The organism is Celeribacter sp. SCSIO 80788 (assembly GCF_051054295.1).
GTDB lineage: Bacteria > Pseudomonadota > Alphaproteobacteria > Rhodobacterales > Rhodobacteraceae > Celeribacter.
In genome coordinates, this window is sequence record NZ_CP150482.1 from 1,270,856 (window position 1) to 1,293,906 (window position 23,051).

Here is a 23,051-nt window from a genome sequence, read left to right on the forward strand (position 1 = left end):
TTACTTTTCGAAGGACAGCCCCGAGGGCACCCGCTCCGGGATGCCCAAGCGGTTCGGATCGTCCTCAAGCGCCGCCAAAAACGCCATCAGCGCGTCGATCTCGGCCTCCGGCAGCGTCCGATCCTCGACCTCGATGGCCGACAGGATCGCCGCCACATCCGCCTCGGTCTCCATAACCTCCCAGTCCTCCACCGGCAAATCCGGCAGGATCGCCTGCGCCCGATCATAGTGTAAAAGACTGTCGGCAGGCGCGAGATGGGCCACGATGAAGCGCCGCAGATCGCGATAGGCCCCGGCATGGCCATAGGGCGCTGTGAGCGTCACGTTGCGCAAGGAGGGCGTGCGGAAGGCATAGAGATCTTCGGCCTTGCCGGTGACGCGAAACCGGCCCTCATCGCGGCTGCCGCGTTCGAAATCGAGCGTCTTGCCGGGGCCGAGCTGCGGCTGACCCATGGCGTGAAAATCGTGATCGGTCTGGAACGGCCCGGCATGACAGGCGGCGCATCCCGCCTCGCCGTAAAACAGCACCATGCCCTCTGCGGCCTGATCCGAAAGCGCGGCCTCACCGCGCAAAAACCGATCAAACGCGCTGTCATCTGCGCGAAATTCGAAGGCCATGAACCCGGCGATGGCATTGGAAATATCGGCAAAGCCGATCTCCCGCCCCGCCGCGATCTCCGGATAGACCGCCTCGAACCGCGCCTGATACTCCGGAATGCCCGCAACCTTGGCGGCGATCATGTCCCACGCGCCGCCCTCGCCGGAAAACCGCCCCATGCGGATCGCTTTCGACAGAGGGTTCTCGCTGACATTGCCGCCCATTTCGTCGGGCGAGAGCACCGGAAACGCCGCCTGCGTCGCCAGAATGCCGGAGACTTCGGCGAAAAACCCGTCCTCAATCGGCACGCGCAGCGCGTCACCCACCCGCTCGACCCGCCCGTCGTGAAACATATGGATGAACTCGCGCGCGCCGAGATTGTAGAGCGCAGGCGCATTGCGCGGCACCCGGTCCTCCGGCACATTCGTGGGGCCCGCGACCCGATCCGGCCCCAATCCAATGCCCCCCTCGCCCATGCCCAAAGACAACCCGTCGGAGGTACCAAGCCGGGGATGATGACAGGTCGAGCAGGAGATATTCTCGTTGCCCGACAGGATCGGATCGTAGAACAAAAGCTGGCCCAGCTCCGCCTCAGCCTCGCTCACCGGCAGGTAATCGGCATCCGTCACAGGCGCAGGCAGGTCAAACGCCCCGGCGGCCCCGCCGAGCAGCATGAGACACAGCGTCAGATCAGCCCGCATATTCGACATAGGCAAAAGCCTTGCCGTCGGGCGACCAGGACGGCACGTTCATCGTCCCCTGACCGCCGGTCAGTTGCACAAGGCTTTCCACCGGCCGGTCCTTGCCGGACCAAAGCCTGAGCTCGACCTGAAACCCCGACGGATGCCCAATCGTGCCCTCGGGATAGGCCAGATAGACCACCTGCCCGTCCGGCCCCGGATGCGGGAACCAGTTGACCATCGCGTCCTCGGTCATCCGCTCAAGCCCCGATCCATCCGCCCGCACGCGCCAAAGCTCGCTCTCGCCCAGACGGTCCGAGTTGAACCAGATCCATTCGCCACAGGCCGAGAAATCCGGCCCGTCATAGCGATGCGCCCCCTCGATGATACAGGTCTCGCCCGAGCCATCCGCCTTCGCCGTATAAATCCCGAACAACCCCTCGCGCACCGCCGTATAACAAATCATCCGCCCGTCCGGCGAAATGCCATGGAACCACGACGGTTGCTTGGCCGTCACCTCGACAGGATCGGCCTCATCGACGCCAAGCGCCATGCGCCAGATCCGCGCCGCGCCGCCATAGGAATGATCGGTAAAGTAGAGCGTATCGCCATCAGGCGACAGGCCGTGATCGTTGTTGACGTTGACGCAAAGACCGGTGTCGATCTCCAATAGCTCCGGATCGTCCAGCTCGACCCAAAACAGGCTGCCATCGCCATTGACGATCAGCGCCGAGCCATCCGGCACCCAGTTCGGCGCGGCGATCTCCAATCCGGTCTCCAGAACAGGCATGGCCTGCCCCTCCTCAAGATCGTAGATCATCAGACGCGAGACCCAACCCGACATGGCACCCTCCCGATACATGGTTCCCCAAGGCTACACCGAGGCGCGTGCGCCCACAATGGCTTGCATCACAGGCGGTTACGCCTTTTCACCGCGCCCTTCGGAGGACGTGGCCCAGAGGTTGATCTTTTCCTCATCGGCATGGGCGTCGATCAGGGCCAGTTCCTCCGCCGTAAAGCTCAGAGTGTCGAGCGCACCGACGCAATCGACCACCTGCGAAGGCTTCGACGCACCAATCAGCGCCGAGGTGATCCCGCCCTCGCGCAACACCCAAGCCAGCGCCATCTGCGCCAGCGTCTGCCCACGCGCGGCGGCGATCTCGTTGAGCGCATTGAGGCTTGCAATGGCATGATCCGACAGCATTTTCGGATCGAGCGATTTGTGCTGCGTGGCCCGCGAGCCTTCGGGAATGCCCCCAAGATATTTACCCGTCAGCATCCCCTGCGCCAGCGGCGTAAACGCGATGGAGCCGACGCCCAGTTCCTTGAGCGTGTCCTTCAACCCGTCGCGCTCCACCCAGCGGTTGAGCATATTGTAAGACGGCTGATGGATCACACAGGGCGTGCCGAGATCGTTCAGGATCGCCACCGCCTGCCGCGTCCGCTCGGCATTATAGGAGGAAATCCCCACATAAAGCGCCTTGCCCTGCCGCACGATCGCATCGAGCGCCCCCATGGTTTCCTCCAAGGGCGTCTCGGGATCGAAGCGGTGGGAATAGAAGATGTCGACATACTCGACCCCCATGCGTTTCAGCGATTGATCGCAGGAGGCCATCAGATATTTGCGCGATCCCCATTCACCATAAGGCCCCGGCCACATTTCATATCCCGCCTTCGAGGAAATGATCATCTCATCGCGGTAGCCCTTGAAATCGCTTTTCAAAATCTCGCCGAACGCCTCTTCGGCGCTGCCCGGCGGCGGGCCGTAATTGTTGGCCAGATCGAAATGCGTGATGCCCAGATCGAAGGCCGTGTGCAGGATCTCGCGCTTCACCTGATGCGGCGTGTCATGGCCGAAATTGTGCCACAGCCCCAAAGAGATCGCCGGAAGTTTCAGACCGGATCGCCCGCAGCGATTGTAGATCATCTTGTCATACCGCGTCTCTGCCGGAACATATCCCATCACCGCCTCCCTCACAGCCATCTGTCGTAATCGCTGACCAAAAGGTGCAGCGGGGCCGCGTCTTCGTCCAGTTGAGAAAACCGCCCAATGGGGTCGCGAAAGATGTTGTCGGTGCGGTCGTCATTCACATTCGACACCTCCCCGATCAGCACCTTGCCACCCTCGCCCCAGAACGCATGCCAGTGCCACGGCTCCAGCGTCACGCTCTCGCCGGGCGCCAGCGCCAGATGTTCGCCGGGCTTCAACCGGCGCACCTGACCGTCGGTCAGGACCTCCACCGGCGCAGTTTCATCGAAGCCGCCGTCCTCAGACCGCGTCCAAAGCTCCAAGACCAGCGTCCCGCCGCCCCGGTTGATGATGTCCTCAGTCTTCTTGATGTGGTGATGCATCGGGCTGATCTGGTTCTCCTCCGAAATCAGCAATTTCTCCGCATAGAGCGGCCCCATGCCGCGCGCCACATTGGCCGCATTGCCGTTCCTGAGCGTGAACAGAAACAGCCCGAGATGTTCGAAATCCCCCTGACCGTAATCCGTGATGTCCCAGCCCATCATGTGATCCCGGATCACCGCACCGCCGCCCGCCACATGGGCCTTCAACCCCTCCGGCGTCAGATAGGCAAAGGGCGGCAGGACAAAGCCGAAAGACTTCATAAACGCATCCGCCTCGCGGATGATCTCATTGACGGTCGAGCGTTTCATTGCGTGCCTCCCATGGTCGCGGAATACAAGTCTCTCAAGGTGAAATTCACAGGTTTCCCAAATACTTCCGGCACAAACCTGATCTTCACAGGCAACCCCGGCAACAGCGTCACCGCATTGGCCGAAAACAGCCCCGGCCCATCGGCCTCAAGCGCCACGAAGGGCGCGAGCGCCTTTGCCTCCAAAACGATCTCAAGATTATCCCCTGTCTCTTTGATATTCATGGAAATTTCAGGATTGCGCAATTCATAAGACTTCCACGGCTTCGGCGCATGAAAATCCCCTCCGGCACCGCCCTCATATTGCCATGTGAACACATAAATCTCATCCGCGCTCAACGTCCCGGCGGGCAGATCGAACAGCTCCAGCGCCTTCGATGGCCATGCCGACACCTCGACCTCCGCCAAGGGCCGCGCCCGGCCCGCCAGATCGACGGCGGCCACCTGCACCGTCACATCGACATTTTCTCCGAAGTCGTTGACAATGAAGAAAACATCCTTTTCACCCTCGGGCACGACCAACACCGAAATCGGCGCATAAAACCGTGCCGCCATATGATGCGACAGCTTCCACCCGCCGCCATAATCGAGCGTCGACCAACTCGCACAGGGCCATGTGTCGTTGAGTTGCCAATAAAGCGTGCCCCAACACGATCCCTTCTGCGCCCGCCACGCGGAGATCGCGGTCTTGAGCGCCAGCCCCTGCTGCACCTGACTCAGGTAGATCACATCTTCCATGCGCTGCGGCAGGCGAAACTCCCGCATCATCGTGGTCACGATCCGCGCGTTGCCGCCCGCATTCTTCTGATGGCTTTCCATCGCGGGCGAGGACGGGTTCAGATCGCCGATCCACTCCGCCGCCACCCCCTGTGACGGAAAGGACTGAAACCCGAATTCCGACACAAACCGCGGACGCACATCCCGATACGCCGCAAACGGCTTGTTCTCGTGCCAGACCTCCCAGACATGCATGTCGCCCGAGCCGCCGCCATGCCAGCCATCGCCGAAATCCAGTGCCCCGCGCGACGGCGAGGACGGCCACCAGTTCGCCTCCGGGTCGACCTCTTTCAGCGCTGTCTCAATCGTCCGGTTCAGCCGATCATAGGCCACCAGATGCCGGTCCCGTTCCGCCCCGCCGCCGGTCAACTCATCGAGCATGCCGATGATCTCATTGTCGCCACACCACAGCGCCAGACAGGCGTGATGCGACAGGCGCGCCACCTGCTCGCGCACCTCCGCCGCCACATTGTCGAGAAACGCCGCATCCGCCGGGTAGAGATTGCAGGCGAACATAAAGTCCTGCCAGACCATCAGCCCAAGCTCATCGCAGAGGTCATAGAACCAATCCGGCTCATAACGCCCGCCGCCCCAGACCCGGATCATGTTCATATGCGCCTCCACCGCCGATTGCAGCAGATCGCGCACCTTCGCGCGATCAATCCGCCCCGACAGCGCCTCGGCGGGCACCCAGTTCGCCCCCTTGGCAAACACATCCCGCCCGTTGACCCGGAACTTGAATCCAAGCCCCCGATCGTCGCGCAAGCACACATGCTCGATCCGCCGGAGACCGATCCTCCGCGTCGCCCGCGCCGAACCACAGCTCACCTCCAGATCGTAAAGCGTCTGTGCCCCTTGCCCCGCAGGCCACCAGAACTCCGGCACCTCGACGAAAAACTTCGCCTCCGCCACCCCCGCCTCAACAACCGCCTCGCGCACCCGATCCGCAAAGCGCATCTCAATGGATGCCCCGTCCCCATGTACAACATGCGCCCGCACCGTCACCGACACGCTTTCGCTCTCGATGTCATGATGCGCCTGCATCACCTCGATGCGCTCAAACCGGGTTTCCTTTGCTGGACAAATACTCACAGCCCCCGCCCCGAACGGCGCCAGAGCCGGGTTCCAGTCCCAGCCGAAATCGCATTGCTGTTTGCGCAGCATATTGATGTCGGGGATCGGGCAATTGCCCTTGTGATAGGGCACCTCGACCGGCTGCTGCGCCTGCCGCCGCGCCGCTTCCCGCACCACGGAGAGAAAGCGCAATTCAATCTTGTTCTCCCCCTCCCGCGCGACCTCCGACAAGTCCGCACGCCATGTCCGAAACGCATTGTCAGCGCTCCGCACAAGCTGCCCGTTCACCCGCACCTCGACCACCCCGTCGAGCGCCTCAAGCACCAGCTCCACCGCGCTCTCATTCAGCGTCACCGTCCGCGACAGAACCCAGTCCCGCTCGGCAATCCAGCGCAGGTCTTCGGCATTGCGCCCGGCATAGGGCTCCGGGATCAATCCTGCCGCCGCCAGAGACGACACCGCATCGAAGGGCAAGCCGACCTCGATCTCATGCCCCTGACCATCCGACAGCCGCCACCCCGTCGCCAAATTCCGTTCCGTGATCTGCGACATGCGCCTGGCTCCCTGAAGTTTTCTGTCGCGCCCCTTCTGCCGCATCCCGTCTGGGCGCACAAAGCGGCAGAAGGTCCCTGTTGGCGCTATCAGACCCAGTTTTGACTCGACAGTCAAACATCTTTCAAAGCGTTTTGAACCCGTCGCATCCCACGTTTTGCGGTTGACCGCCCAAGTGCAGCCGGTAAACCCGTCTCAGCAATGAGGGCAGTTCTCATGTATGACATCCTGTCGAAACGGGTCGGCCAGCTGGCGCGGCTGACGGCCTATCTGGGCGGTTTCGGATTGTTCGCGGTGATCGCAGTCACCTGTGTCTCGGTCGCGGGCCGCGCGCTCGGGGGGATCGGGCTCGGACCACTGCCCGGCGACATCGAACTCGTGGAGCTTGGTATCGGCTTCGCCGTTTTCACTGCCCTGCCTTACGCGCAATATGCCCGCGCCCATGCCCGGGTCGATCTGATCCGACCGGCGCTCGGCCCATTGCCCAACCGCCTCCTCGATCTCGCAGGCGATCTGCTCATGCTCGGCTTCACCGCCGGGCTCACCTGGCGGCTCTGGCTCGGCACGCTCGACAAGGCGGCTTACGGCGAGACCTCGTTCATCCTGCAAATCCCGATGGTCTGGGGCTACCGCGCCGCCATGGCCGCCATGGTCGTCGCCGTCATCGTCGCCACCTTCTGCGTGATCCGCTCCGCCCGCACGCTTCTCATCCGGGAGGCCCGCGCATGAGCCGCATCGAGATCGGCCTCTGGTCCTTCCCCGTCCTACTCCTGCTCGTCTTCCTGCGCATTCCGATCGGGGTCGCCATGGCCGTCGTGGGCTTTGGCGGGGCCTATCTTTTGAACGGCAACTCCCTGATGATGCTGAGCCAGCTCAAGCATCTGACCTACGGCGAGTTCTCCTCCTATTCCTTCTCGATCATCCCGCTCTTTCTGCTGATGGGCCATTTCGCCACTCTGGGCGGCATGTCGGCGGGGCTGTTCAAGGCCGCAGAAACATGGCTCGGCCATCGCAAGGGCGGGGTCGCCATGGCCGCCGTGGGGGCTTGCGCGGGCTTTGGCGCGATCTGCGGGTCCTCGCTCGCGACCGCCGCCACCATGGGCAAGACCGCCCTGCCAGAGTTGAAACGCTACGGCTATTCCGGCCGCCTCGCCACCGCCTCTCTGGCGGCGGGCGGCACGCTGGGCATCCTGATCCCGCCCTCTCTCATCCTCGTGGTCTATGCTATGCTGGCCGAGGAAAACATCGCCAAGCTCTTTCTCGCCGCCTTCCTCCCCGGCCTTCTTGCCGCCATCGGTTACATGATCTGCATCTCGATCTATGTCCGCATCCGGCCCGATTGCTGCACCTCTCGCGCCCCTGCCACATGGTCCGAACGCCTCACCGCGCTCGCCAAGGTCTGGCCCGTCCTCGTAATTTTCGGCGCGGTCGTCGGCGGCATCTATCTGGGCATCTTCACCCCGACCGAAGGTGCCGCCGTGGGCGCGGCTGGCACCGGTCTCGTGGCGTTGTTCTCCGGCGCGCTCACATGGCGCGGCATCGGCGAAGCCATTCTTGAAACCGCATCCTCCACCGGCATGATCTACCTGATCCTCTTGGGCGCGAAAATGTTCAACAATTTCCTCGCCCTCTCCGGCCTCCCCATGGCCGCCGCCGGATGGGCCGAGGGGCTGACGCTCTCGCCATGGCTGATCCTCGTGGCCGTTCTCCTGATGTATCTCGCCTTCGGTTGCGTCATGGACAGTCTCTCGATGATCTTCCTCACCATCCCGATCCTCTACCCGATCATGTCCGGGCTGGACTTCGGCCTGCCGCCGGGCGAATTCGGCCTCTGGTTCGGCGTCATCGTCCTGATCGTCGTCGAGGTCGGGCTGATCACGCCGCCTGTCGGCATGAACCTCTTCATCATCAACGCTTTGGACCCCGAGGTGCCGATCTCCGAGACCTTCAAGGGCACCTTGCCCTTCGTCCTCACCGACCTGATCCGCGTGGCGATCCTCGTCGCCTTCCCGGCGCTGACGCTGGGCCTTGTCCGACTGGTCTACTGATGCTGCCGCCCATTCATCTCTGGGGCCTCTCCGCCCCGCTCGAACCCTTGGGCTGCGGGCATCGCAATGCCGTGTTCCGCACTTCCGAGCTGGCTCAGGATCTGGTCTTCAAATCCACCCGCCGCACGGAGGCACAACTGCGCTGGCTCACACCGGTTCACGCCGCCGCCGAGACTGCGGGCTTTGTCACGCCCCGGCTGATCCCCGACCGGACCGGACGGCTCAACGCCAACGGCTGGACCTGCGAACCCTTTATCGAGGGCCGTCCGTTTCAGCCCGAAGACCTGCCGCAAATCGCCGAGCACATCGACGCGTTCCACGCCGCCACGGCAAACCTCCCGCAACGTCCCGAATTTTGTTCGTCATGCGAACTCCTTACAGAAACCACCGGCGGCGATGTCGATCTCACCGCCCTGCCCGCCGATCTCATGGCGCTTTGCCGCACCGCGTGGCAAGCGCTCAGCAATGAAACCGGTGTCATTCATGGCGATCTCACGGCTGGCAACCTGATCCACACCGCCCAAGGCCCGGCGTTGATCGACTGGGACGAGGCCCGCGCCGATCACCGCGCCTATGACCGGCTGCGCACCCGGCCCGCGACCGCCACAGCCACCGAGAAAACCGCCGCCCTGGCATGGGAAGTCGCCGCAAGCTGGCAGATCGAACCCGGGCACGCCGCGCTCGTCGCCCGTATCCTCAAGACTCGGCTCTAAAGCCGCTCCAGCCAGCCCTGCAAAAGCCCGTCGAGGGCGGAAAACTCCTCTGCACTCAACAGATCCGTCAGCCGTTTCTGCGTCGCAACATGGTCCGCCACCGCCCGCTCGATCACCTCAAACCCCGCCTCGGTCAGCGCCACAATCGCCTTGCGCGCATCTCCTTCGTCCGCCCGGCGCGCGACAAGGTTCTGCACCTCAAGCCGGTTGATCCGATTGGTCACCGAGCCCGATGTGATCATCATCCGCGCCATCAACTGCCCCGCACTCAGCGCATAGGGCGACCCCGCCCGGCGCAGCGTCGCGAGCAAATCGAAGCTCGCCTGATTGAGCCCATGGCGCGCGAAAGTGGCCTCCATCTCCGCGCCAAGCAACCGCGTCAGTCGCGCCATGCGCCCCAAAAGCGCCATCGGCCCGGTGTCGAGATCGGGCCGTTCCCGCGCCCATTGTGCGCGAATATCGTCGAGTGTGAGTGTCGTATCTTCCATCCGGTCACGGTCTCAGAAATTTATCTTGACGTCAAGATTTCACGACTTATCTTGACGTCAAGATAAAACGAAAGACCCGATATGCCCCACCCAGCACATCCCCGCGACATTGCCCTGACCGCCCTTGCGCCCACGATCTGGGGCGCGACCTATCTCGTCACCACCACGCTCTTGCCCCAGGGCATTCCGGTCACCGTCGCGCTTTTGCGCGCCCTGCCCGCCGGTCTCCTTCTGCTCCTGATCCTGCGCAAGCTGCCGACATGGGACTGGGTGCCGAAACTCTTGGTCCTGGGCGGGCTCAATTTCACCCTGTTCTTCATCTGCCTGTTCATCGCCGCCTACCGCCTGCCCGGCGGGGTCGCGGCCACACTGGGGGCAACCCAGCCTCTGATCGTTCTGATCCTCGCGCGCCTGCTGCTGGGCTATGCGATCCGGCCTCTGGCGGTCCTCGCGGGGATCGCCGGGCTGATCGGCGTCGCCTGTCTCGTGCTCTCGCCCGACGCTGCCCTCGATCCCGTCGGCATCCTCTCCGCCTTGATCGGCGCGGTGTCCATGGCCACCGGCACGGTTCTGAGCCGCAAATGGTCCCCGCCCGTGCCGCCGCTGGTCTTCACCTCATGGCAGTTGATCGCAGGTGGCGTGCTGCTGTTGCCGCTCGCGCTCCTGATCGACCCGCCGCTTCCCGCGCTGAGCCTCGCCAATGTCTCGGGCTTTCTGTTCCTCGGGCTGATCGGCGGCGCGCTGGCCTATTTCCTGTTCTTTCGCGGCATCGCCACCATCGGCCCCGAACGCGTCGCGCCGCTCGGCTTCCTCAGCCCCGTCACCGCCGTGCTTCTCGGCCTCTTGGTGGCGCGCGAAACCCTGTCCCTGCCGCAAATCATCGGCATGGTGCTGATCTTCGGCTCGGTCTGGCTCGGGCAATATGCCCAAAGCCGTCCTCTCCGCTCCTGACCGCACAAAAGAAAACGCCCTCCGCAATGGAGGGCGCTCTCACACTTAAGCCGCGTCGGTTGCGGGGGTCGGACCTGTCACATCCCCCAGCGCCTTCATCGCCGCGAACTGGCTGAGGAACACTTGCCCCGTCAGATCGTGCAGGAAATGCGAGCGTTGCAGGCGATCCATCACCGGGCCTTTGACCTCGGACAGGTGGAACTTGATGCCATTGTCGGCAAGGCGGCTGTTGACCTCTTCCAGCGCCTCAAGCGCCGAGCTGTCAATCTCGTTGATCGCCGTACACATCAGCACCACATGTTTGAGCGCCTTGTCCTCCGCCATGCGGTCGAGGATGTAATCCTCAAGGAAACGCGCATTGGCGAAATACAGGCTCTCGTCGACACGGATGGTCACCAGTTCCGGCGTGGTCAGCACCTCGTGCCGCTTGATATTGCGGAAATGCTCGGTGCCCGGAACAAGACCCACCTCCGCGATATGCGGTTTCGAGGTCTTGTAGAGGTGCAGCGCAATGGACAGGATCACCCCCGCCGACACGCCCACCTCGACGCCGGAGATCAGCGTCAGAACGATGGTCGCGAGCACGGCGGTGAAATCGGCTTTCGAATAGCCCCATGTGGTCTTGAGGATTTTGAAATCCACCAGAGACAGCACGGCCACGATGATCGTCGCGGCCAGCGTGGCCTGCGGCAGGAAGTAGATCAGCGGCGTCAGGAACAGGGCGGCAATCGCCAGACCGACGGCGGTGAACGCTCCCGCTGCCGGGGTTTCCGCGCCCGCGTCGAAGTTCACGACCGAGCGCGAAAACCCGCCCGTGACCGGGAAGCCGCCGGTAAACGCCGCACCGAGGTTGGCCGCGCCCAGACCGATCAATTCCTGATCCGGGTCAACCCGCTGACGCTTCTTGGCGGCGAGCGTTTGCGCGACCGAGATGGATTCCACGAACCCGATGATCGAGATCAAGAGCGCCGGGATGAACAATTGCTTCAACAGCGCCAGAGAGCTGATCGGCCAGGTGAAGGGCGGCAGGCTCTGCGGCACGTCGCCGACGATGCGCACGCCGTGTTGATCGAGGCGGAACACGCCCACGACCAGCGTCGTCACCACCACGGCGGCCACCGGCCCCGCCTTGGTCACCACATCGGCCAGACGCGGACCGAGACCCGCTTTGCGCAGAAGCGGTTTGAGCCCCTTGCGCACCCAGAACAGGAAGGCGGTCGCCAGCACCCCGATCACCAGCGTGATCCAGTTGATCTCGCCGAGATGGGTCCAGAGGCTTTCAAGCAAGTGAACGAGCGTATGCCCGCCCGCACTGACCCCGAGGATATGTTTGAGCTGCGAGGCCGCGATCAGCACGCCAGACGCGGTGATAAAGCCCGCGATCACCGGGTGCGACAGGAAATTCGCCAGAAACCCGAGCCGGAACAGCCCGAGCGTCACCAGCATCGCCCCCGACAGGAAGGCAAGTGTGATGGCGGCGGTGGCATAGCCCGCCGTGCCCTGCTCCGCCACGGCCCCCACGGCGGCGGCGGTCATCAGCGACACCACGGCCACCGGCCCGACCGCCAGCGCCCGCGAGGTGCCGAACACCGTATAGAGCATGATCGGCACGATGGAGGCATAAAGCCCCGCCTCCGCCGGAAGCCCCGCCAGCAGAGCATAGGCCAGCGATTGCGGGATCAGCATGATCGTCACGATGATCGCGGCGATGCCGTCATTGGCGAAAGCGTTGGCGTTGTATTTCGAACCCCAGTCGAGAATGGGGAGGTAGCGTTTTAAAACGCGAGGATCGAACGACACGGCGTGCCTGTCCTTTCTGGTCTTGCGGGCGACAAGGGGCGAAGTCACCTTCGCCCCCGGCCCGGTTCACATTATTTCGCCGAAACTTTTTCCGGTTTGATCATCCATTCCTTGCCGCGCAGCATCGCTTTCCAATAGATCGGCGGCAGGATCTGTTCCTTGAGCAACCACGCCTTGCGGGTCGGCTTGGTGCCATCGAGCACCCATTTCGGGAAGGACGGCATCAGCACGCCGCCATAGCCGAACTCGGCCAGAACGATCTTGCCCTTCTCGACGGTCAGCGGGCAGGAACCGTAACCGTTATACCCGGCCTGCGGCCCCTTGCCGTCAATGTCGGCGGCCACATTCTCGGCCACGATCGGCGCCTGCATCCGCGCGGCAGCGGCGGTTTTCGCGTTCGGCGCGTTCATCACATCGCCCAGCGACCAGATGTTGTCATACTCCTTGTGGCGCAGCGTGATCTGATCCACATCGACCCACCCGGCGGCATCCGAGAGCGGCGACACCTTGATGAAATCCGGCGCAGACTGCGGCGGCACCACATGGATCATGTCGAAATCGACCGTCACTTCCGTCGGCTCGCTGTCCGGCTTCGCCACCGTAAAGGTCGCCTTTTTCGCCGGGCCGTCGATGGATTTCAGATTGTGGAAGAAATTCAGGTTCGCCCCGTAGCGCTCGACGTATTTCTCCAGCGCAGGCACATAATCCTTCACGCCAAAAAGCACCCCGCCCGCGTTCATGAACTGGATGTCGATGTTCTTCAGAACCCCCGCCTGTTCCCAGTTATGGGCGGAGAGGTACATGGCCTTTTGCGGCGCACCGGCGCATTTGATCGGCATCGGCGGCTGGGTGAACACGGCCTTGCCGCCCTTCAGCCCCTTCACCAGCTCCCAGGTGTAGGGCGCAAGGTCATAACGATAGTTCGAGGTCACACCGTTTTTGCCTAGGGTCTCCACGAGGCCTTCGATCTTGTCCCAATCGAGCTTCAGCCCCGGACACACGATCAGCCGGTCGTATTTCACAACCCGGCAGCCATCGAGAATGACCGCGTTGTTCTTCGGTTCAAACGCCGCCACGGCGGATTTGAGCCAATGCACCCCGCGCGGGATCAGCGAGCCCATGGTCTTCGCCGTGGTCGCGGGTTCGAACACGCCCGCGCCGACCATGGTCCAGCCCGGTTGGTAATAGTGAATATCCGCCGGGTCGATGATCGCGATGTCGAGATCGGGCTTGCGCGACTTCAGCGAGGCCGCCACGGCCACGCCCGCCGCACCGCCGCCGACGATCACCACGTCATGCTTGGCATCTTCGACAGAGTCGGTCGGGGTCACGCCACCATTGGCGATCCGGCGCGCCACGCCGGTCATGTCGTAGCCCGCAGCCTTGGTCGCGGCGAGAATGTCGACCACGGATTTCTCCTTGGCCATCGCCAAGGACCACAGCGTCGTCGTCCGCGTGCCCGTGCGGCAAAACCCGAACACCGGCCCCGGCAGTTCGGTCAGGGCGTGGCGAAACGCGGTGGCGGTTTCTTCGGTCACCATGCCCGGCGTCACCGGCAGGTAGAGGAATTCGAGCCCCGCGGCCTTCGCCGCCTGCTCCATCTCCTCATGGGTCGGCTGGTCCGCCGCTTCGCCATCCGGACGGTTGCACACCACCGCGCGGAAACCGCGGCGCTTGAGCTTCTCCATGTCCTCGGGCTGGATCTGACCGGAGACCGACAGGCCGTCCGTGATCTTCTTGAGTTCCATTCGTGCGTCTCCTTATTGGGGGACGGTTCGCCCCCCTCAGGCGGTCGTCCCGAAAACCGTTGTGGCGGCGGGACGACGCACGAACAGCGCGCGTTATCCCGCCAGATAGGGGCGCAACCCCCGCATGTCATAGCCCGCACCCGCCGCTTGGCTGATGATCTCCTCCGGGTCCATCCGGCCCGATTGCGACAGGGCCCAAGCGGTCGTCGAGCGCGTGCCCGAACGGCAATAGGCGTAAACCGGCCCCGCCTCTTCCGCGAAAATCCGGGCGGTTTCCTCGATCAGCTCCTCGGGGAACTGGCCGGGGAAGATCGGCAGATAGGCAAAGTTCAACCCCGCCTCGAGCGCCGCTTTCTCCATGACCTCCGACGAGATCTCGCCCTCCACTTCCATATCCGGGCGATTGCAGATCAGGGTCTTGAACCCCTTCTCCTTGAGGATCGTCACCTCTTCGGGGGTGATCTGGCTGCTGACCGTGAGTTGGTCGTTGATCTTGTTGAAATCCATTGGCGCGTCTCCTGTGCGTGGGGCCGGTTTGGCCCCACGTCAAAAGACGTCTCAGAGGCCGTTCACCGGAACTTTGAGGAAAGTCTTACCGTCCTGATCCGGCGGCGGCAATTCACCGGCGCGCATATTCACCTGCAAAGAGGGAATAATCAGCCGCGGCATGGCAAGCTGCGCATCGCGTTCGGTGCGGAACTTGACGAAATCGTCTTTCGATTTGCCGCCACCGACGTGGATGTTGTGTTCCTTCTCGGCCCCCACCGTGGTTTCCCACGCGATGTCGCGACCGTTCGGACCATAGTCGTGGCACATGAACAGGCGCATGTCGTCCGGCAGCGCCAGAACCTTCTGGATCGAGTCGTACAGCGTGGAGGCATCGCCCCCCGGGAAGTCGGCCCGCGCCGAACCGCCATCGGGCATGAACAGCGTATCGCCGGTAAAGGTCGCATCGCCCATCACATGCACCATACAGGCGGGCGTATGGCCCGGCGTGTGCATGGCGAAACAGTGCATCGTGCCGACGGTGTAGGTGTCGCCATCCTTGAACAGGCGGTCGAACTGCGAGCCGTCACGCTGGAACTCGGTGCCCTCATTGAACACCTTGCCGAAGGTTTCCTGCACCGTGACGATATGCTCGCCGATGCCGATCTTGCCCCCCAGAGCGTCCTGAATATAGGGCGCCGCCGAGAGGTGGTCGGCATGGACATGGGTCTCGATCAGCCACTCGAGCTTGAGCCCCTGTTCTTTGATATAGGCGATGATCTCGTCGGCGCTCTTATAGGTGATGCGACCGGCGGCATAGTCGATGTCCATGACGCTGTCGACCACGGCGCAGGCGTCCGATTTCGGGTCTTTCACCACATAGGAAATCGTCCAGGTCTCCGGATCGAAAAAGGCTTTGACGTCGGGTTTGACCGACATGTCGACGGGGTAGTTGGAACCCATGGGTTTCTCCTCTTCATCTGTTTTGCATCGACGGCTCCCCTTGGCTTGCCGATGCCTGTCTCTCATTTTTCGACCTGTGCCCGACGGAAGTCCGACACAAGTCCGACGCTTTGCCGACCGGGCTTATGCCCGTTTCAGGCTGCGGTTTGCGGTTTGCTTCATGACAAATTTCGCGGCGAAAATCCCTGCGACAAGTGCGCCGAAGAACACCCAGACATTCGGGTCCGTGGTACCGAGCGCCGGAAGCGCGCCGCCCGGACAGAACCCCGCGATGCCCCAGCCGACGCCGAACACCAGAGATCCGCCCACCAGTTTCGCGTCGATGGTCCGCGAAGTCGGCACGATGAATTTCGGCTCGAACGCAGGGGTTTCATAGCGTTTGAACAGCCAACGGTAGCCAAAGAAGCTCACCGTCACTGCGCCCCCCATCACGAACATCAGGGACGGGTCCCAGACTCCGAAAAAATCAAAGAAATTAAGGACTTTTGCGGGGTTCGCCATGCCCGACATGGAGATACCGAGGCCAAAGATCAGGCCGATGACATAGGTCAGGATCAGTTTCATCTCACGCCCCTCCCAGCACATGGCGGATGATGAACACCGTCACCGCCGTGGACGCCATGAAGGACAGCGTCGCCACGATCGAGCGCGGCGACAGGCGCGACATGCCGCAGACCCCGTGCCCGGAGGTGCAGCCGGAGCCATAGGTCACACCGATGCCGACGATGAACCCGCCGACGATCAGCGCCAGTTTCGACACCGGCACCTCGACCTCGGGCATATGCCCGGTAAAAAGCATGAACGCCAAAGGCCCGGTCATCATCCCCGCCAAAAGCACCGCCCGCCAAGCCCAGTCCGACGAGTTCGCCGGGCTCAGGAACCCCGCCAAAATGCCTGTCGCACCGAAAATCCGGCCTTGGAATGCCATCAAGAGCACCGCCGCCGTGCCGATCAGCATGCCCCCGAACAGCGAGACCCAGGGGGTGAACTCCGTTGCAGTGATCTCGGTCATCTGTTTGCTCCTCCCGAACGAAGAGCAGGTCCGGGCCTTGCGGCCCCAAAGAGCTTCGTCATATGTGCGTATCCTTTTTTCTTGCGGGTTTCCCGCTTGTCGACCTTTGTATGCGAGCGCTCACGGCTCTGTCGGTGAGTTTGTCACACACCGTCCGATCACAGGGTCGTGAAGCGCAAAACCCTGCCCCGTGCCCCAGATCAAAGTTCCCTGCCCGGCGCGGGCCTATGCTATCGTTCATCAAACACCCGTCATGAAACCTCGGTGAAAACCTCTTAAAACATCATGTTTGCAGATATCGTAAACGCACTTGGCGGTGTCGGACTTTTCCTGTTCGGCATGATCTGGCTCACCGAGGGGCTTCGCGAGCTGGGCGGCCCGGCGTTGCGCCATGCCCTGGCGCATTTCACCCGCACGCCCCTGAGCGGTGCGGCCACAGGCGCAGTGACGACCGCGCTGATCCAGTCCTCGAGCGCCACCACCGTGACCGCCGTCGGCTTCGTCAGCGCCGGGCTTCTGACCTTTCCACAGGCGCTCGGCATCATCTTCGGGGCCAACATCGGCACCACCGTCACCGGCTGGATCACCGCCGTGCTGGGCTTCAAGATGGATCTGGGGCAGATCACCCTGCCCTTGGTGTTCCTCGGTGCGTTGGCGCGGATGTTCGGCGGGCCAAGGCTCAAATTCGCCGGTCTGGCGCTCGCGGGGTTCGCGCTTCTGTTCCTCGGTATCGACGTGATGAAATCGAGCCTCAGCGGCTTCGAAGGGCTGATCACGCCAGAGGATTTTCCCCGCGACACGATCTTCGGACGGCTCGCCCTGATCGGCATCGGCATGGCCATCACCATCGTCACGCAATCCTCAAGTGCGGGTGTCGCCACGGCGCTTGCCGTGCTGGGCGCAGGTGCGATCAACCTGCCACAGGCTCTGGCGCTGGTGATCGGCATGGATGTCGGCACCACTGTGACCGCAGCGCTCGCCACCTTGGGCGGTTCCACGGCGGCGCGGCGCACCGGGTTGTCGCATGTGATCTACAACCTGCTGACCGCGACCATGGCGTTTTTCCTGCTCACGCCGTACAGCACGCTGATCGCCCGGCCCGCCGTGCCCGTCGATCCGCAGATCGCGCTCGTGGCCTTTCACACCGGGTTCAATGTGCTGGGTGTGATCCTGATCCTGCCCTTCACCACACCTTTCGCGCGGCTGGTGACATGGATCGTGCGCGACCGGGGTACGGTTCTGACCGGCGCTCTGGGCAAGGAATTGCTGGCCGATCCGAACCTCGCCTATGACGCCGCCGCCACGACCCTCGACACGCTGGTGCGGGCGCATTTCACCTGTCTGTCCCGCCGCATCCTGCATCCGGAGATGAGCCGCGACGAGGCCGCCCATCTGCGCCAATTGCGCGAGGCGATCACCGAGCTGCGCGCCTATGTCGAAGGGATTGCCGCCACCGATGATCCAGCCCGCATCGCGCAACGCGCCACGATCCTGCATGTGCTCGACCACCTGAGCCGGTTGCAGTTCCGCTGCACCCAGGACAGTCGCATCGCAGCCTTGGCGCGGGATCGCCGCCTCAGCCGTCTGGCCCGGGTGCTGGCGCTATGCGTGGCGCAAACCGGCAGCGATGAAGGCCTCAGCACCTCGGAAAGCCGGTTCAAACGCCTGCGCCATCTGATGCAGGATCAGCGGGAAATTTTCCGCCTCCACACCATGGAGCAAACGCCCGGGCGGGGCCTCTCCGCCGAGGAGATGGGGCTCCGGCTCGACGCGATGCGCTGGCTCCTCCGGGTGAGCTATCACCTCTGGCGGATCACCTTCCACATGCTGAAACTGCAACAAGGCCGCGCGCCCGCCTCGCCGCAACGGGAGGCGGCGGTGGACGTTCTCACCGACTGACGCCTGATCGTTTGGGGCTTAGTCGCCCTGCGCGTCGGCGCGGGATTTCCCGGCCACATCCATCGCGAGCGTTGCCGCCATGAATTTATCGAGATCGCCGTCGAGCACGCCCTGGGTGTCCGAGGTCTCGTAATTGGTGCGCAGGTCTTTCACCATCTGGTAGGGCTGAAGCACATAAGACCGGATCTGGTTGCCCCAGCCCGCCGAGCCTTTGTTTTCATGCGCCTCGTTGATCGCGGCCGAGCGTTTCTCCAGCTCCAGTTGGTAGAGCCGGGATTTCAGCGCCTTCATGGCGATGTCGCGGTTCTGGTGCTGCGACTTCTCGGAAGAGGTCACCACGATGCCGGTCGGATGGTGGGTGATCCGCACCGCCGAGTCCGTCGTGTTGACGTGCTGACCGCCCGCCCCCGACGACCGGTAGGTGTCGATGCGGATGTCGGCGGGGTTCACCTCGATCTCGATATTGTCGTCGACCACCGGATAGACCCAGACCGAGGCAAACGAGGTCTCGCGCGTCCCCTTGCCGAAGGGCGAAATGCGCACCAGACGGTGCACGCCGCTCTCGGACTTGAGCCAGCCATAGGCATTGGGCCCGGAGATTTTATAGCCACAGGATTTGATCCCGGCCTCAGCCCCCGCTTCCTCGAACTGAAGCTCGACCGTGTAGCCTTTCTTCTCCGCCCAACGCACATACATGCGCTGAAGCATCGAGGCCCAGTCACAGGCCTCCGTGCCGCCCGCACCGGCGTTGATCTCAAGGAAGGTGTCATTGCCGTCGGCCTCGCCATCCAAGAGCGCCTCAAGCTCCTTCTCGGCGGCGGTTTCGGCCAAGGCTTTCAAAGCATTCTCGGCATCCGCGACGACTTCCTCGTCCTCTTCCATCTCACCCAGTTCGATGAGCTCGATGTTGTCGGTCATCTCCGTCTCGATCGAGGTCGCGGTCTTCACCGCATCCATCAACATCTGACGGTCGCGCATGAGCTTCTGCGCCCGCGCCGGGTCGTCCCAAAGCGTCGGGTTCTCGATCATGGCGTTGAATTCTTCGAGCCGGTGCGGCGCGGTTTCCCAATCCATCCGCTGTTTGAGCAGCGCCACGGATTTCTGGATCTTGGCCACGGTATTCTGGATTTCAGCGCGCACGGGTTCACCTGTCGGTCTTCGAAAGTTTGCAGAGAGATACGCGGCAAACGGTCGAGACACAAGACCCGGACAAAGCCCGGCGCGATCACAGATTACTCAAAAACGGCTCCTCCCGCACGCTCGTGCTTTTTCAACCCCTTCTCGATCCAGTTCAGCGCGAATTGCGCCGGTCCCCGGATCCCCGCCTGCGGCGCATCCGGGCGGTCCTCCTGGACATGGGCGTTCTGCATCAGGCTTTCCATCGCATGACGGGCGCGCTTGAGCTGGTCCACCGTCAGACGCGGCGGCGTGTTGTGACTGACATCCGACAGCACGGTCTTGTGCACTGCCGAGGCTAGGCTCCAGACCGTCTTGAACCGCAGCCCCTCCAGCATCGGGTCCGCCGCGATCCGCGCGATGCAGTCGATCAGCGCCTCGAAACTGTCGATGTCGCGCCGCTCGCGCAGCATCTCGGCGGCGACGAAAATCTCTTCCGGTTCGGCACCGGGGCGCAAGCCCTCACGCACCGGCGACAGATCGCCCAGCTCACGTGCCCGGTGATGAACCTGCTGGCGAACCGCGTGCAGCACATCCGCCCCGGCAGTCGCATCGAAATCGTTGTACAGGCTGGTCAGCCGCGTGTTTTCCGCTTCCAGTTCCTCGATCTGCGCCTGGGTGGTTTCGAGCTTTTCCTTGACCTCCCGAAGCTTGATCTCGAACTCGCCGATCTTGGCGCTTTCGACGTTGCGCGTCAGAGCTTCGAGTTTTTCAGGATGGCGGATCAGCCAGATCACAACCCCGCCGAGCAAGAGCACCCAGAGCGGCACATATTCGCTGAAAAGTTTCAGGTATTGGAAAAAGACGTTGTTTTCCATGGCAAGCCTCAAGGCATTCAATCAATGCCCCGAGGATAGCACAGAATCGCAGCCCGGCCTAACCCGCTCTAATACAGCCCGCCCGACGACAGCGAGTTGATCGTCGCCTTCTCCGGCACGGTGATTGTCCGCCCGGTCGAGGTCTGGACCTCGCGCGTGCCGTCCTCGCCTTCGCTCTCCCCCGCCGAGAACAGTGGCAGGTCGGCCCCCATGGCGAAACCGCCATCATACGTCAGCCCGAAGATCGGCTCTTCGCCATCGCGGAAATACTCCGCCACCACATTCGGCCCGGAGGCATCGTCGTTCAGGCGCGCGCCGGTGTAACGGTCGATCTTGATGAAATGGCCGCCCGGCGGCACCTTGAACTTGCCTCCGCCGTATTTTTTCACCGCATCTTGCATGAAACTGTTGAACACCGGACCGCAATAGCCGCCACCGGAGGCCCCTGCCATGCTGCGCGGCGTGTCGTAGCCGATGTAACACCCTGCCACGATGTTCGAAGTGAAACCGATGAACCACGCGTCCTTGCCGTCGTTCGTCGTCCCGGTCTTGCCCGCCACCGGCACCGGCAGGTTGACCTTGCCGGCGGCCGTACCGCGCTGCACCACGCCCTGCATCATCGAGGTAAGCTGATAGGCGGTGATCGCATTGATCATGCGTTCGCGGTTCGACTTGATCAGAGGCGCGACGCCCGGATCGAGGGTTGCCGTATCGCAATCCTCGCAAATCCGCGCATCGTGGCGGTAGATCGTCCGGCCATAGCGGTCCTGCACCCGGTCCACGAGCGTCGGCTCGACCCGCTCGCCGCCATTGGCGAACATCGCATAGGCCGAGACCATCTTGAACACGGTGGTTTCTTCGGCGCCCAGAGCGGAGGCGAGATATTGCCCCATGTGGTCATAGACACCGAAGCGTTCGGCGTAGCGCGCCACCGTATCCATACCGACCTCTTGCGCGAGACGGATGGTCATCAGGTTCCGCGATTGCTCGATCCCGGTTCTGAGCGGCGTCGGACCGTAGAACTTGTTCGAGGCGTTCTTGGGCCGCCAGACGCCCTGCGGCGTGTTCACCTCGATGGGCGCGTCGACGATGATCGTCGCGGGGGTAAAGCCGCTGTCGAGCGCTGCTGCATAGACGAAGGGTTTGAACGAGGAGCCCGGCTGGCGCGTCGCCTGGGTGGCGCGGTTGAACACGGAATGTTCATAGGAGAACCCGCCCTGCATCGCGATGACGCGCCCGGTGTCGACGTCCATCGCCACAAACGCCCCTTCGACCTCCGGCACCTGCCGCAGGCTCCAGCGGATCAGATCGCCCTCGCCATTGTCGCCCGTGGTCATGCGCCGGATATGCACGACATCGCCGCGAGTGAAATTGTCCCGGAAGCTGCCCTTGATCCATTTGATGTCCTCGCGCGGCACCGTGACTTCGCCGATGCCATCCTCGACCATCACCGTCATGGTGCCGTCGCCAATCTCATCGACCGCACCGACATACCATTTGCCATCGAGCGTGATGTCGCGCGCCACCTGAAGCGCCCCGAGCGCGGCCTCCCATGAGCCGTCATCGAGCGTCGCGGGATCGATCGTCTTGCCTGTGCCCTGCCAGCGGCCGCGCGAGCGGTCGAGCTCCTCGAGACGGCGTTGCAGGGAATGCGCCGCAACCGTCTGCATCTCCGGGTCCATCGTGGCGCGGATCGACAGCCCGCCTTCGAAGAATTCCTCTTCGCCGAAGTCTTTCGAGAGCTGGCGGCGGATCTCGTCGGTGAAATAATCGCGCGGCGGCAGGCTTTCGCGATAGGACGGGTAATCGCCGGTCTGCACCGTCTTGATCGGTTTCTCCCGCGCGGTTTCGTACTCGTTTTGGCTCAGATAGCCGTTCTCATACATCTCGCGCAGCACATAGTTGCGCCGCTCCAGCGCGCCGTCGTAGTTCTTCGCCGGGTTGTAGGAATAAGGCGCTTTCGGGTGGATCGCGAGGAAAGCCGCCTCTTCCGGGGTCAGATCAGACAGCGATTTGTTGAAATAGCTCTGCGCCGCCGCCGTCACACCGAAAGATCGCACGCCGAGGTCGATCTCGTTGAGATAAAGCCCGAGGATCTGATCCTTGGTCAGCGTCTGTTCGAGACGGGTGGCCAGGATCAGCTCCTTGATCTTGCGCTCGGCGGAGCGCGAGCCGTCCAGAAGGAAGTTCTTCATCACCTGCTGGGTGATGGTCGACGCGCCCCGAAGCGGGCCGCCACGTGCCGCGGTCAGCGCCGCCGAGGCCATGCCGCGCAGGTCATAGCCATGGTGTTTGTAGAAATTCTTGTCCTCCGCCGAGATGAAAGCGTTCTTCACCAGATCGGGGATTTCCTCCGGCGGGGTGTACAGACGGCGTTCCTTGGCGAATTCGTCGATGATCTTGCCCTCGCCCGAATAAATGCGCGAGATCGTCGGCGGCTGGTACTGCGCCAGCGCCTCGTGGTTCGGCAGGTCGCGCCCGTACATCCAGAAGATGCCACCGATGACGATGGCCAACAGGAACAACCCCGTGGTGATCCACGAAAAAATCGTCCCGAAGAAAGAAAGGATGAATCTGAGCACTGAGGTTTCCTGCGATCGTTCCCACA

20 protein-coding genes are annotated in these 23,051 nt (G+C 62.9%); 5 read left to right on the forward strand and 15 right to left on the reverse strand.

Going from position 1 to position 23,051, the window contains the following annotated elements; all coding sequences use genetic code 11:
- From V1471_RS06485 to V1471_RS06505, 5 genes are all read right to left on the reverse strand, one after another.
- Entirely contained in the window at nt 1-1,299 is a 1,299-nt protein-coding gene (locus tag V1471_RS06485; RefSeq protein ID WP_434290880.1) for a cytochrome-c peroxidase, read from the reverse strand.
- Nucleotides 1,289-2,122 (reverse strand): TolB family protein, encoded by an 834-nt coding sequence (locus tag V1471_RS06490; protein ID WP_434287537.1) that lies wholly within the window; start codon nt 2,120-2,122, stop codon nt 1,289-1,291. The genes V1471_RS06485 and V1471_RS06490 overlap by 11 nt, the downstream gene beginning before the upstream one ends.
- A 75-nt stretch (nt 2,123-2,197) precedes the next feature.
- Nucleotides 2,198-3,241 (reverse strand): L-glyceraldehyde 3-phosphate reductase, encoded by a 1,044-nt coding sequence (mgrA, locus tag V1471_RS06495; RefSeq protein ID WP_434287538.1) that lies wholly within the window; start codon nt 3,239-3,241, stop codon nt 2,198-2,200.
- A gap of 11 nt (nt 3,242-3,252) precedes the next feature.
- Complete coding sequence (locus V1471_RS06500; RefSeq protein ID WP_434287539.1) at nt 3,253-3,939, reverse strand: D-lyxose/D-mannose family sugar isomerase; 687 nt, start codon at nt 3,937-3,939, stop codon at nt 3,253-3,255.
- Entirely contained in the window at nt 3,936-6,341 is a 2,406-nt protein-coding gene (locus tag V1471_RS06505; protein WP_434287540.1) for a beta-mannosidase, read from the reverse strand. Before V1471_RS06505 ends, V1471_RS06500 begins: the two co-directional genes overlap by 4 nt.
- Nucleotides 6,342-6,557: 216 nt before the next feature.
- On the opposite strand from V1471_RS06505, the gene V1471_RS06510 reads away from it, so the two are divergent.
- The 3 genes from V1471_RS06510 to V1471_RS06520 are packed head-to-tail and all read left to right on the forward strand — an operon-like array spanning nt 6,558 to nt 9,102.
- Nucleotides 6,558-7,070, forward strand: coding sequence for a TRAP transporter small permease (locus V1471_RS06510; RefSeq protein WP_434287541.1), 513 nt, complete (start codon nt 6,558-6,560; stop codon nt 7,068-7,070).
- On the forward strand, nt 7,067-8,389 hold the full coding sequence (locus V1471_RS06515) for a TRAP transporter large permease (protein ID WP_434287542.1): 1,323 nt from the start codon (nt 7,067-7,069) through the stop codon (nt 8,387-8,389). Before V1471_RS06510 ends, V1471_RS06515 begins: the two co-directional genes overlap by 4 nt.
- Entirely contained in the window at nt 8,389-9,102 is a 714-nt protein-coding gene (locus V1471_RS06520) for a phosphotransferase enzyme family protein (RefSeq protein ID WP_434287543.1), read from the forward strand. Before V1471_RS06515 ends, V1471_RS06520 begins: the two co-directional genes overlap by 1 nt.
- Here the strand turns inward: V1471_RS06520 and V1471_RS06525 are convergent.
- A complete protein-coding gene (locus V1471_RS06525; RefSeq protein ID WP_434287544.1) occupies nt 9,099-9,590 on the reverse strand; it encodes a MarR family winged helix-turn-helix transcriptional regulator in 492 nt (163 codons plus the stop codon). The genes V1471_RS06520 and V1471_RS06525 overlap by 4 nt on opposite strands.
- A gap of 81 nt (nt 9,591-9,671) precedes the next feature.
- On the opposite strand from V1471_RS06525, the gene V1471_RS06530 reads away from it, so the two are divergent.
- A complete protein-coding gene (locus V1471_RS06530) occupies nt 9,672-10,541 on the forward strand; it encodes an EamA family transporter (protein ID WP_434287545.1) in 870 nt (289 codons plus the stop codon).
- A gap of 45 nt (nt 10,542-10,586) precedes the next feature.
- Here the strand turns inward: V1471_RS06530 and V1471_RS06535 are convergent, their stop codons facing one another.
- The 6 genes from V1471_RS06535 to V1471_RS06560 all read right to left on the reverse strand — a co-directional run bounded on the left by V1471_RS06535 (nt 10,587) and on the right by V1471_RS06560 (nt 16,550).
- Entirely contained in the window at nt 10,587-12,341 is a 1,755-nt protein-coding gene (locus tag V1471_RS06535; protein WP_434287546.1) for a SulP family inorganic anion transporter, read from the reverse strand.
- 71 nt (nt 12,342-12,412) lie between these two features.
- Nucleotides 12,413-14,089, reverse strand: coding sequence for a TIGR01244 family sulfur transferase (locus V1471_RS06540; protein WP_434287547.1), 1,677 nt, complete (start codon nt 14,087-14,089; stop codon nt 12,413-12,415).
- A 93-nt stretch (nt 14,090-14,182) separates the two neighbouring features.
- Nucleotides 14,183-14,596 carry a TIGR01244 family sulfur transferase gene (locus tag V1471_RS06545; protein WP_066709388.1) on the reverse strand — a complete coding sequence of 138 codons (414 nt, stop codon included), beginning with the start codon at nt 14,594-14,596 and terminating at the stop codon, nt 14,183-14,185.
- Between the two features lie 51 nt (nt 14,597-14,647).
- Complete coding sequence (locus V1471_RS06550; protein WP_066709391.1) at nt 14,648-15,538, reverse strand: MBL fold metallo-hydrolase; 891 nt, start codon at nt 15,536-15,538, stop codon at nt 14,648-14,650.
- A 123-nt stretch (nt 15,539-15,661) separates the two neighbouring features.
- Nucleotides 15,662-16,102: a DUF6691 family protein gene (locus tag V1471_RS06555; protein ID WP_096805100.1), complete on the reverse strand. Its 441-nt coding sequence runs from the start codon at nt 16,100-16,102 to the stop codon at nt 15,662-15,664.
- A gap of 1 nt (nt 16,103) precedes the next feature.
- Entirely contained in the window at nt 16,104-16,550 is a 447-nt protein-coding gene (locus tag V1471_RS06560; protein ID WP_434287548.1) for a YeeE/YedE family protein, read from the reverse strand.
- A 285-nt stretch (nt 16,551-16,835) separates the two neighbouring features.
- Here V1471_RS06560 and V1471_RS06565 point away from each other — a divergent pair, with 285 nt between their 5' ends.
- Nucleotides 16,836-18,449 (forward strand): Na/Pi cotransporter family protein, encoded by a 1,614-nt coding sequence (locus V1471_RS06565; protein ID WP_434287549.1) that lies wholly within the window; start codon nt 16,836-16,838, stop codon nt 18,447-18,449.
- Nucleotides 18,450-18,467: 18 nt separating this feature from the next.
- Here the strand turns inward: V1471_RS06565 and prfB are convergent, their stop codons facing one another.
- The 3 genes from prfB to V1471_RS06580 all read right to left on the reverse strand — a co-directional run bounded on the left by prfB (nt 18,468) and on the right by V1471_RS06580 (nt 23,025).
- Nucleotides 18,468-19,589, reverse strand: coding sequence for a peptide chain release factor 2 (gene prfB, locus V1471_RS06570; protein ID WP_434287550.1), 1,122 nt, complete (start codon nt 19,587-19,589; stop codon nt 18,468-18,470).
- A gap of 92 nt (nt 19,590-19,681) precedes the next feature.
- The gene (locus V1471_RS06575) at nt 19,682-20,443 is read right to left on the reverse strand and encodes a hypothetical protein (protein WP_434287551.1); all 762 of its coding nucleotides are present in this window, start codon (nt 20,441-20,443) and stop codon (nt 19,682-19,684) included.
- 68 nt (nt 20,444-20,511) lie between these two features.
- A complete protein-coding gene (locus V1471_RS06580) occupies nt 20,512-23,025 on the reverse strand; it encodes a penicillin-binding protein 1A (protein WP_434287552.1) in 2,514 nt (837 codons plus the stop codon).
- Nucleotides 23,026-23,051 lie beyond the last annotated feature (26 nt).

What these genes read in the sequence shown, in the direction of transcription:
- V1471_RS06555 (WP_096805100.1), bottom strand. Translation starts at nt 16,102, where the DNA reads ATGAAACTGATCCTGACCTATGTCATCGGCCTGATCTTTGGCCTCGGT.
- V1471_RS06545 (WP_066709388.1), bottom strand. Translation starts at nt 14,596, where the DNA reads ATGGATTTCAACAAGATCAACGACCAACTCACGGTCAGCAGCCAGATC.
- V1471_RS06550 (WP_066709391.1), bottom strand. Translation starts at nt 15,538, where the DNA reads ATGGGTTCCAACTACCCCGTCGACATGTCGGTCAAACCCGACGTCAAA.
- V1471_RS06510 (WP_434287541.1), top strand. Translation starts at nt 6,558, where the DNA reads ATGTATGACATCCTGTCGAAACGGGTCGGCCAGCTGGCGCGGCTGACG.
- V1471_RS06530 (WP_434287545.1), top strand. Translation starts at nt 9,672, where the DNA reads ATGCCCCACCCAGCACATCCCCGCGACATTGCCCTGACCGCCCTTGCG.
- V1471_RS06525 (WP_434287544.1), bottom strand. Translation starts at nt 9,590, where the DNA reads ATGGAAGATACGACACTCACACTCGACGATATTCGCGCACAATGGGCG.
- V1471_RS06515 (WP_434287542.1), top strand. Translation starts at nt 7,067, where the DNA reads ATGAGCCGCATCGAGATCGGCCTCTGGTCCTTCCCCGTCCTACTCCTG.
- V1471_RS06575 (WP_434287551.1), bottom strand. Translation starts at nt 20,443, where the DNA reads ATGGAAAACAACGTCTTTTTCCAATACCTGAAACTTTTCAGCGAATAT.
- V1471_RS06485 (WP_434290880.1), bottom strand. Translation starts at nt 1,299, where the DNA reads ATGCGGGCTGATCTGACGCTGTGTCTCATGCTGCTCGGCGGGGCCGCC.
- V1471_RS06505 (WP_434287540.1), bottom strand. Translation starts at nt 6,341, where the DNA reads ATGTCGCAGATCACGGAACGGAATTTGGCGACGGGGTGGCGGCTGTCG.
- V1471_RS06520 (WP_434287543.1), top strand. Translation starts at nt 8,389, where the DNA reads ATGCTGCCGCCCATTCATCTCTGGGGCCTCTCCGCCCCGCTCGAACCC.
- V1471_RS06560 (WP_434287548.1), bottom strand. Translation starts at nt 16,550, where the DNA reads ATGACCGAGATCACTGCAACGGAGTTCACCCCCTGGGTCTCGCTGTTC.
- mgrA (WP_434287538.1), bottom strand. Translation starts at nt 3,241, where the DNA reads ATGGGATATGTTCCGGCAGAGACGCGGTATGACAAGATGATCTACAAT.
- V1471_RS06540 (WP_434287547.1), bottom strand. Translation starts at nt 14,089, where the DNA reads ATGGAACTCAAGAAGATCACGGACGGCCTGTCGGTCTCCGGTCAGATC.
- V1471_RS06490 (WP_434287537.1), bottom strand. Translation starts at nt 2,122, where the DNA reads ATGTCGGGTTGGGTCTCGCGTCTGATGATCTACGATCTTGAGGAGGGG.
- V1471_RS06565 (WP_434287549.1), top strand. Translation starts at nt 16,836, where the DNA reads ATGTTTGCAGATATCGTAAACGCACTTGGCGGTGTCGGACTTTTCCTG.
- V1471_RS06500 (WP_434287539.1), bottom strand. Translation starts at nt 3,939, where the DNA reads ATGAAACGCTCGACCGTCAATGAGATCATCCGCGAGGCGGATGCGTTT.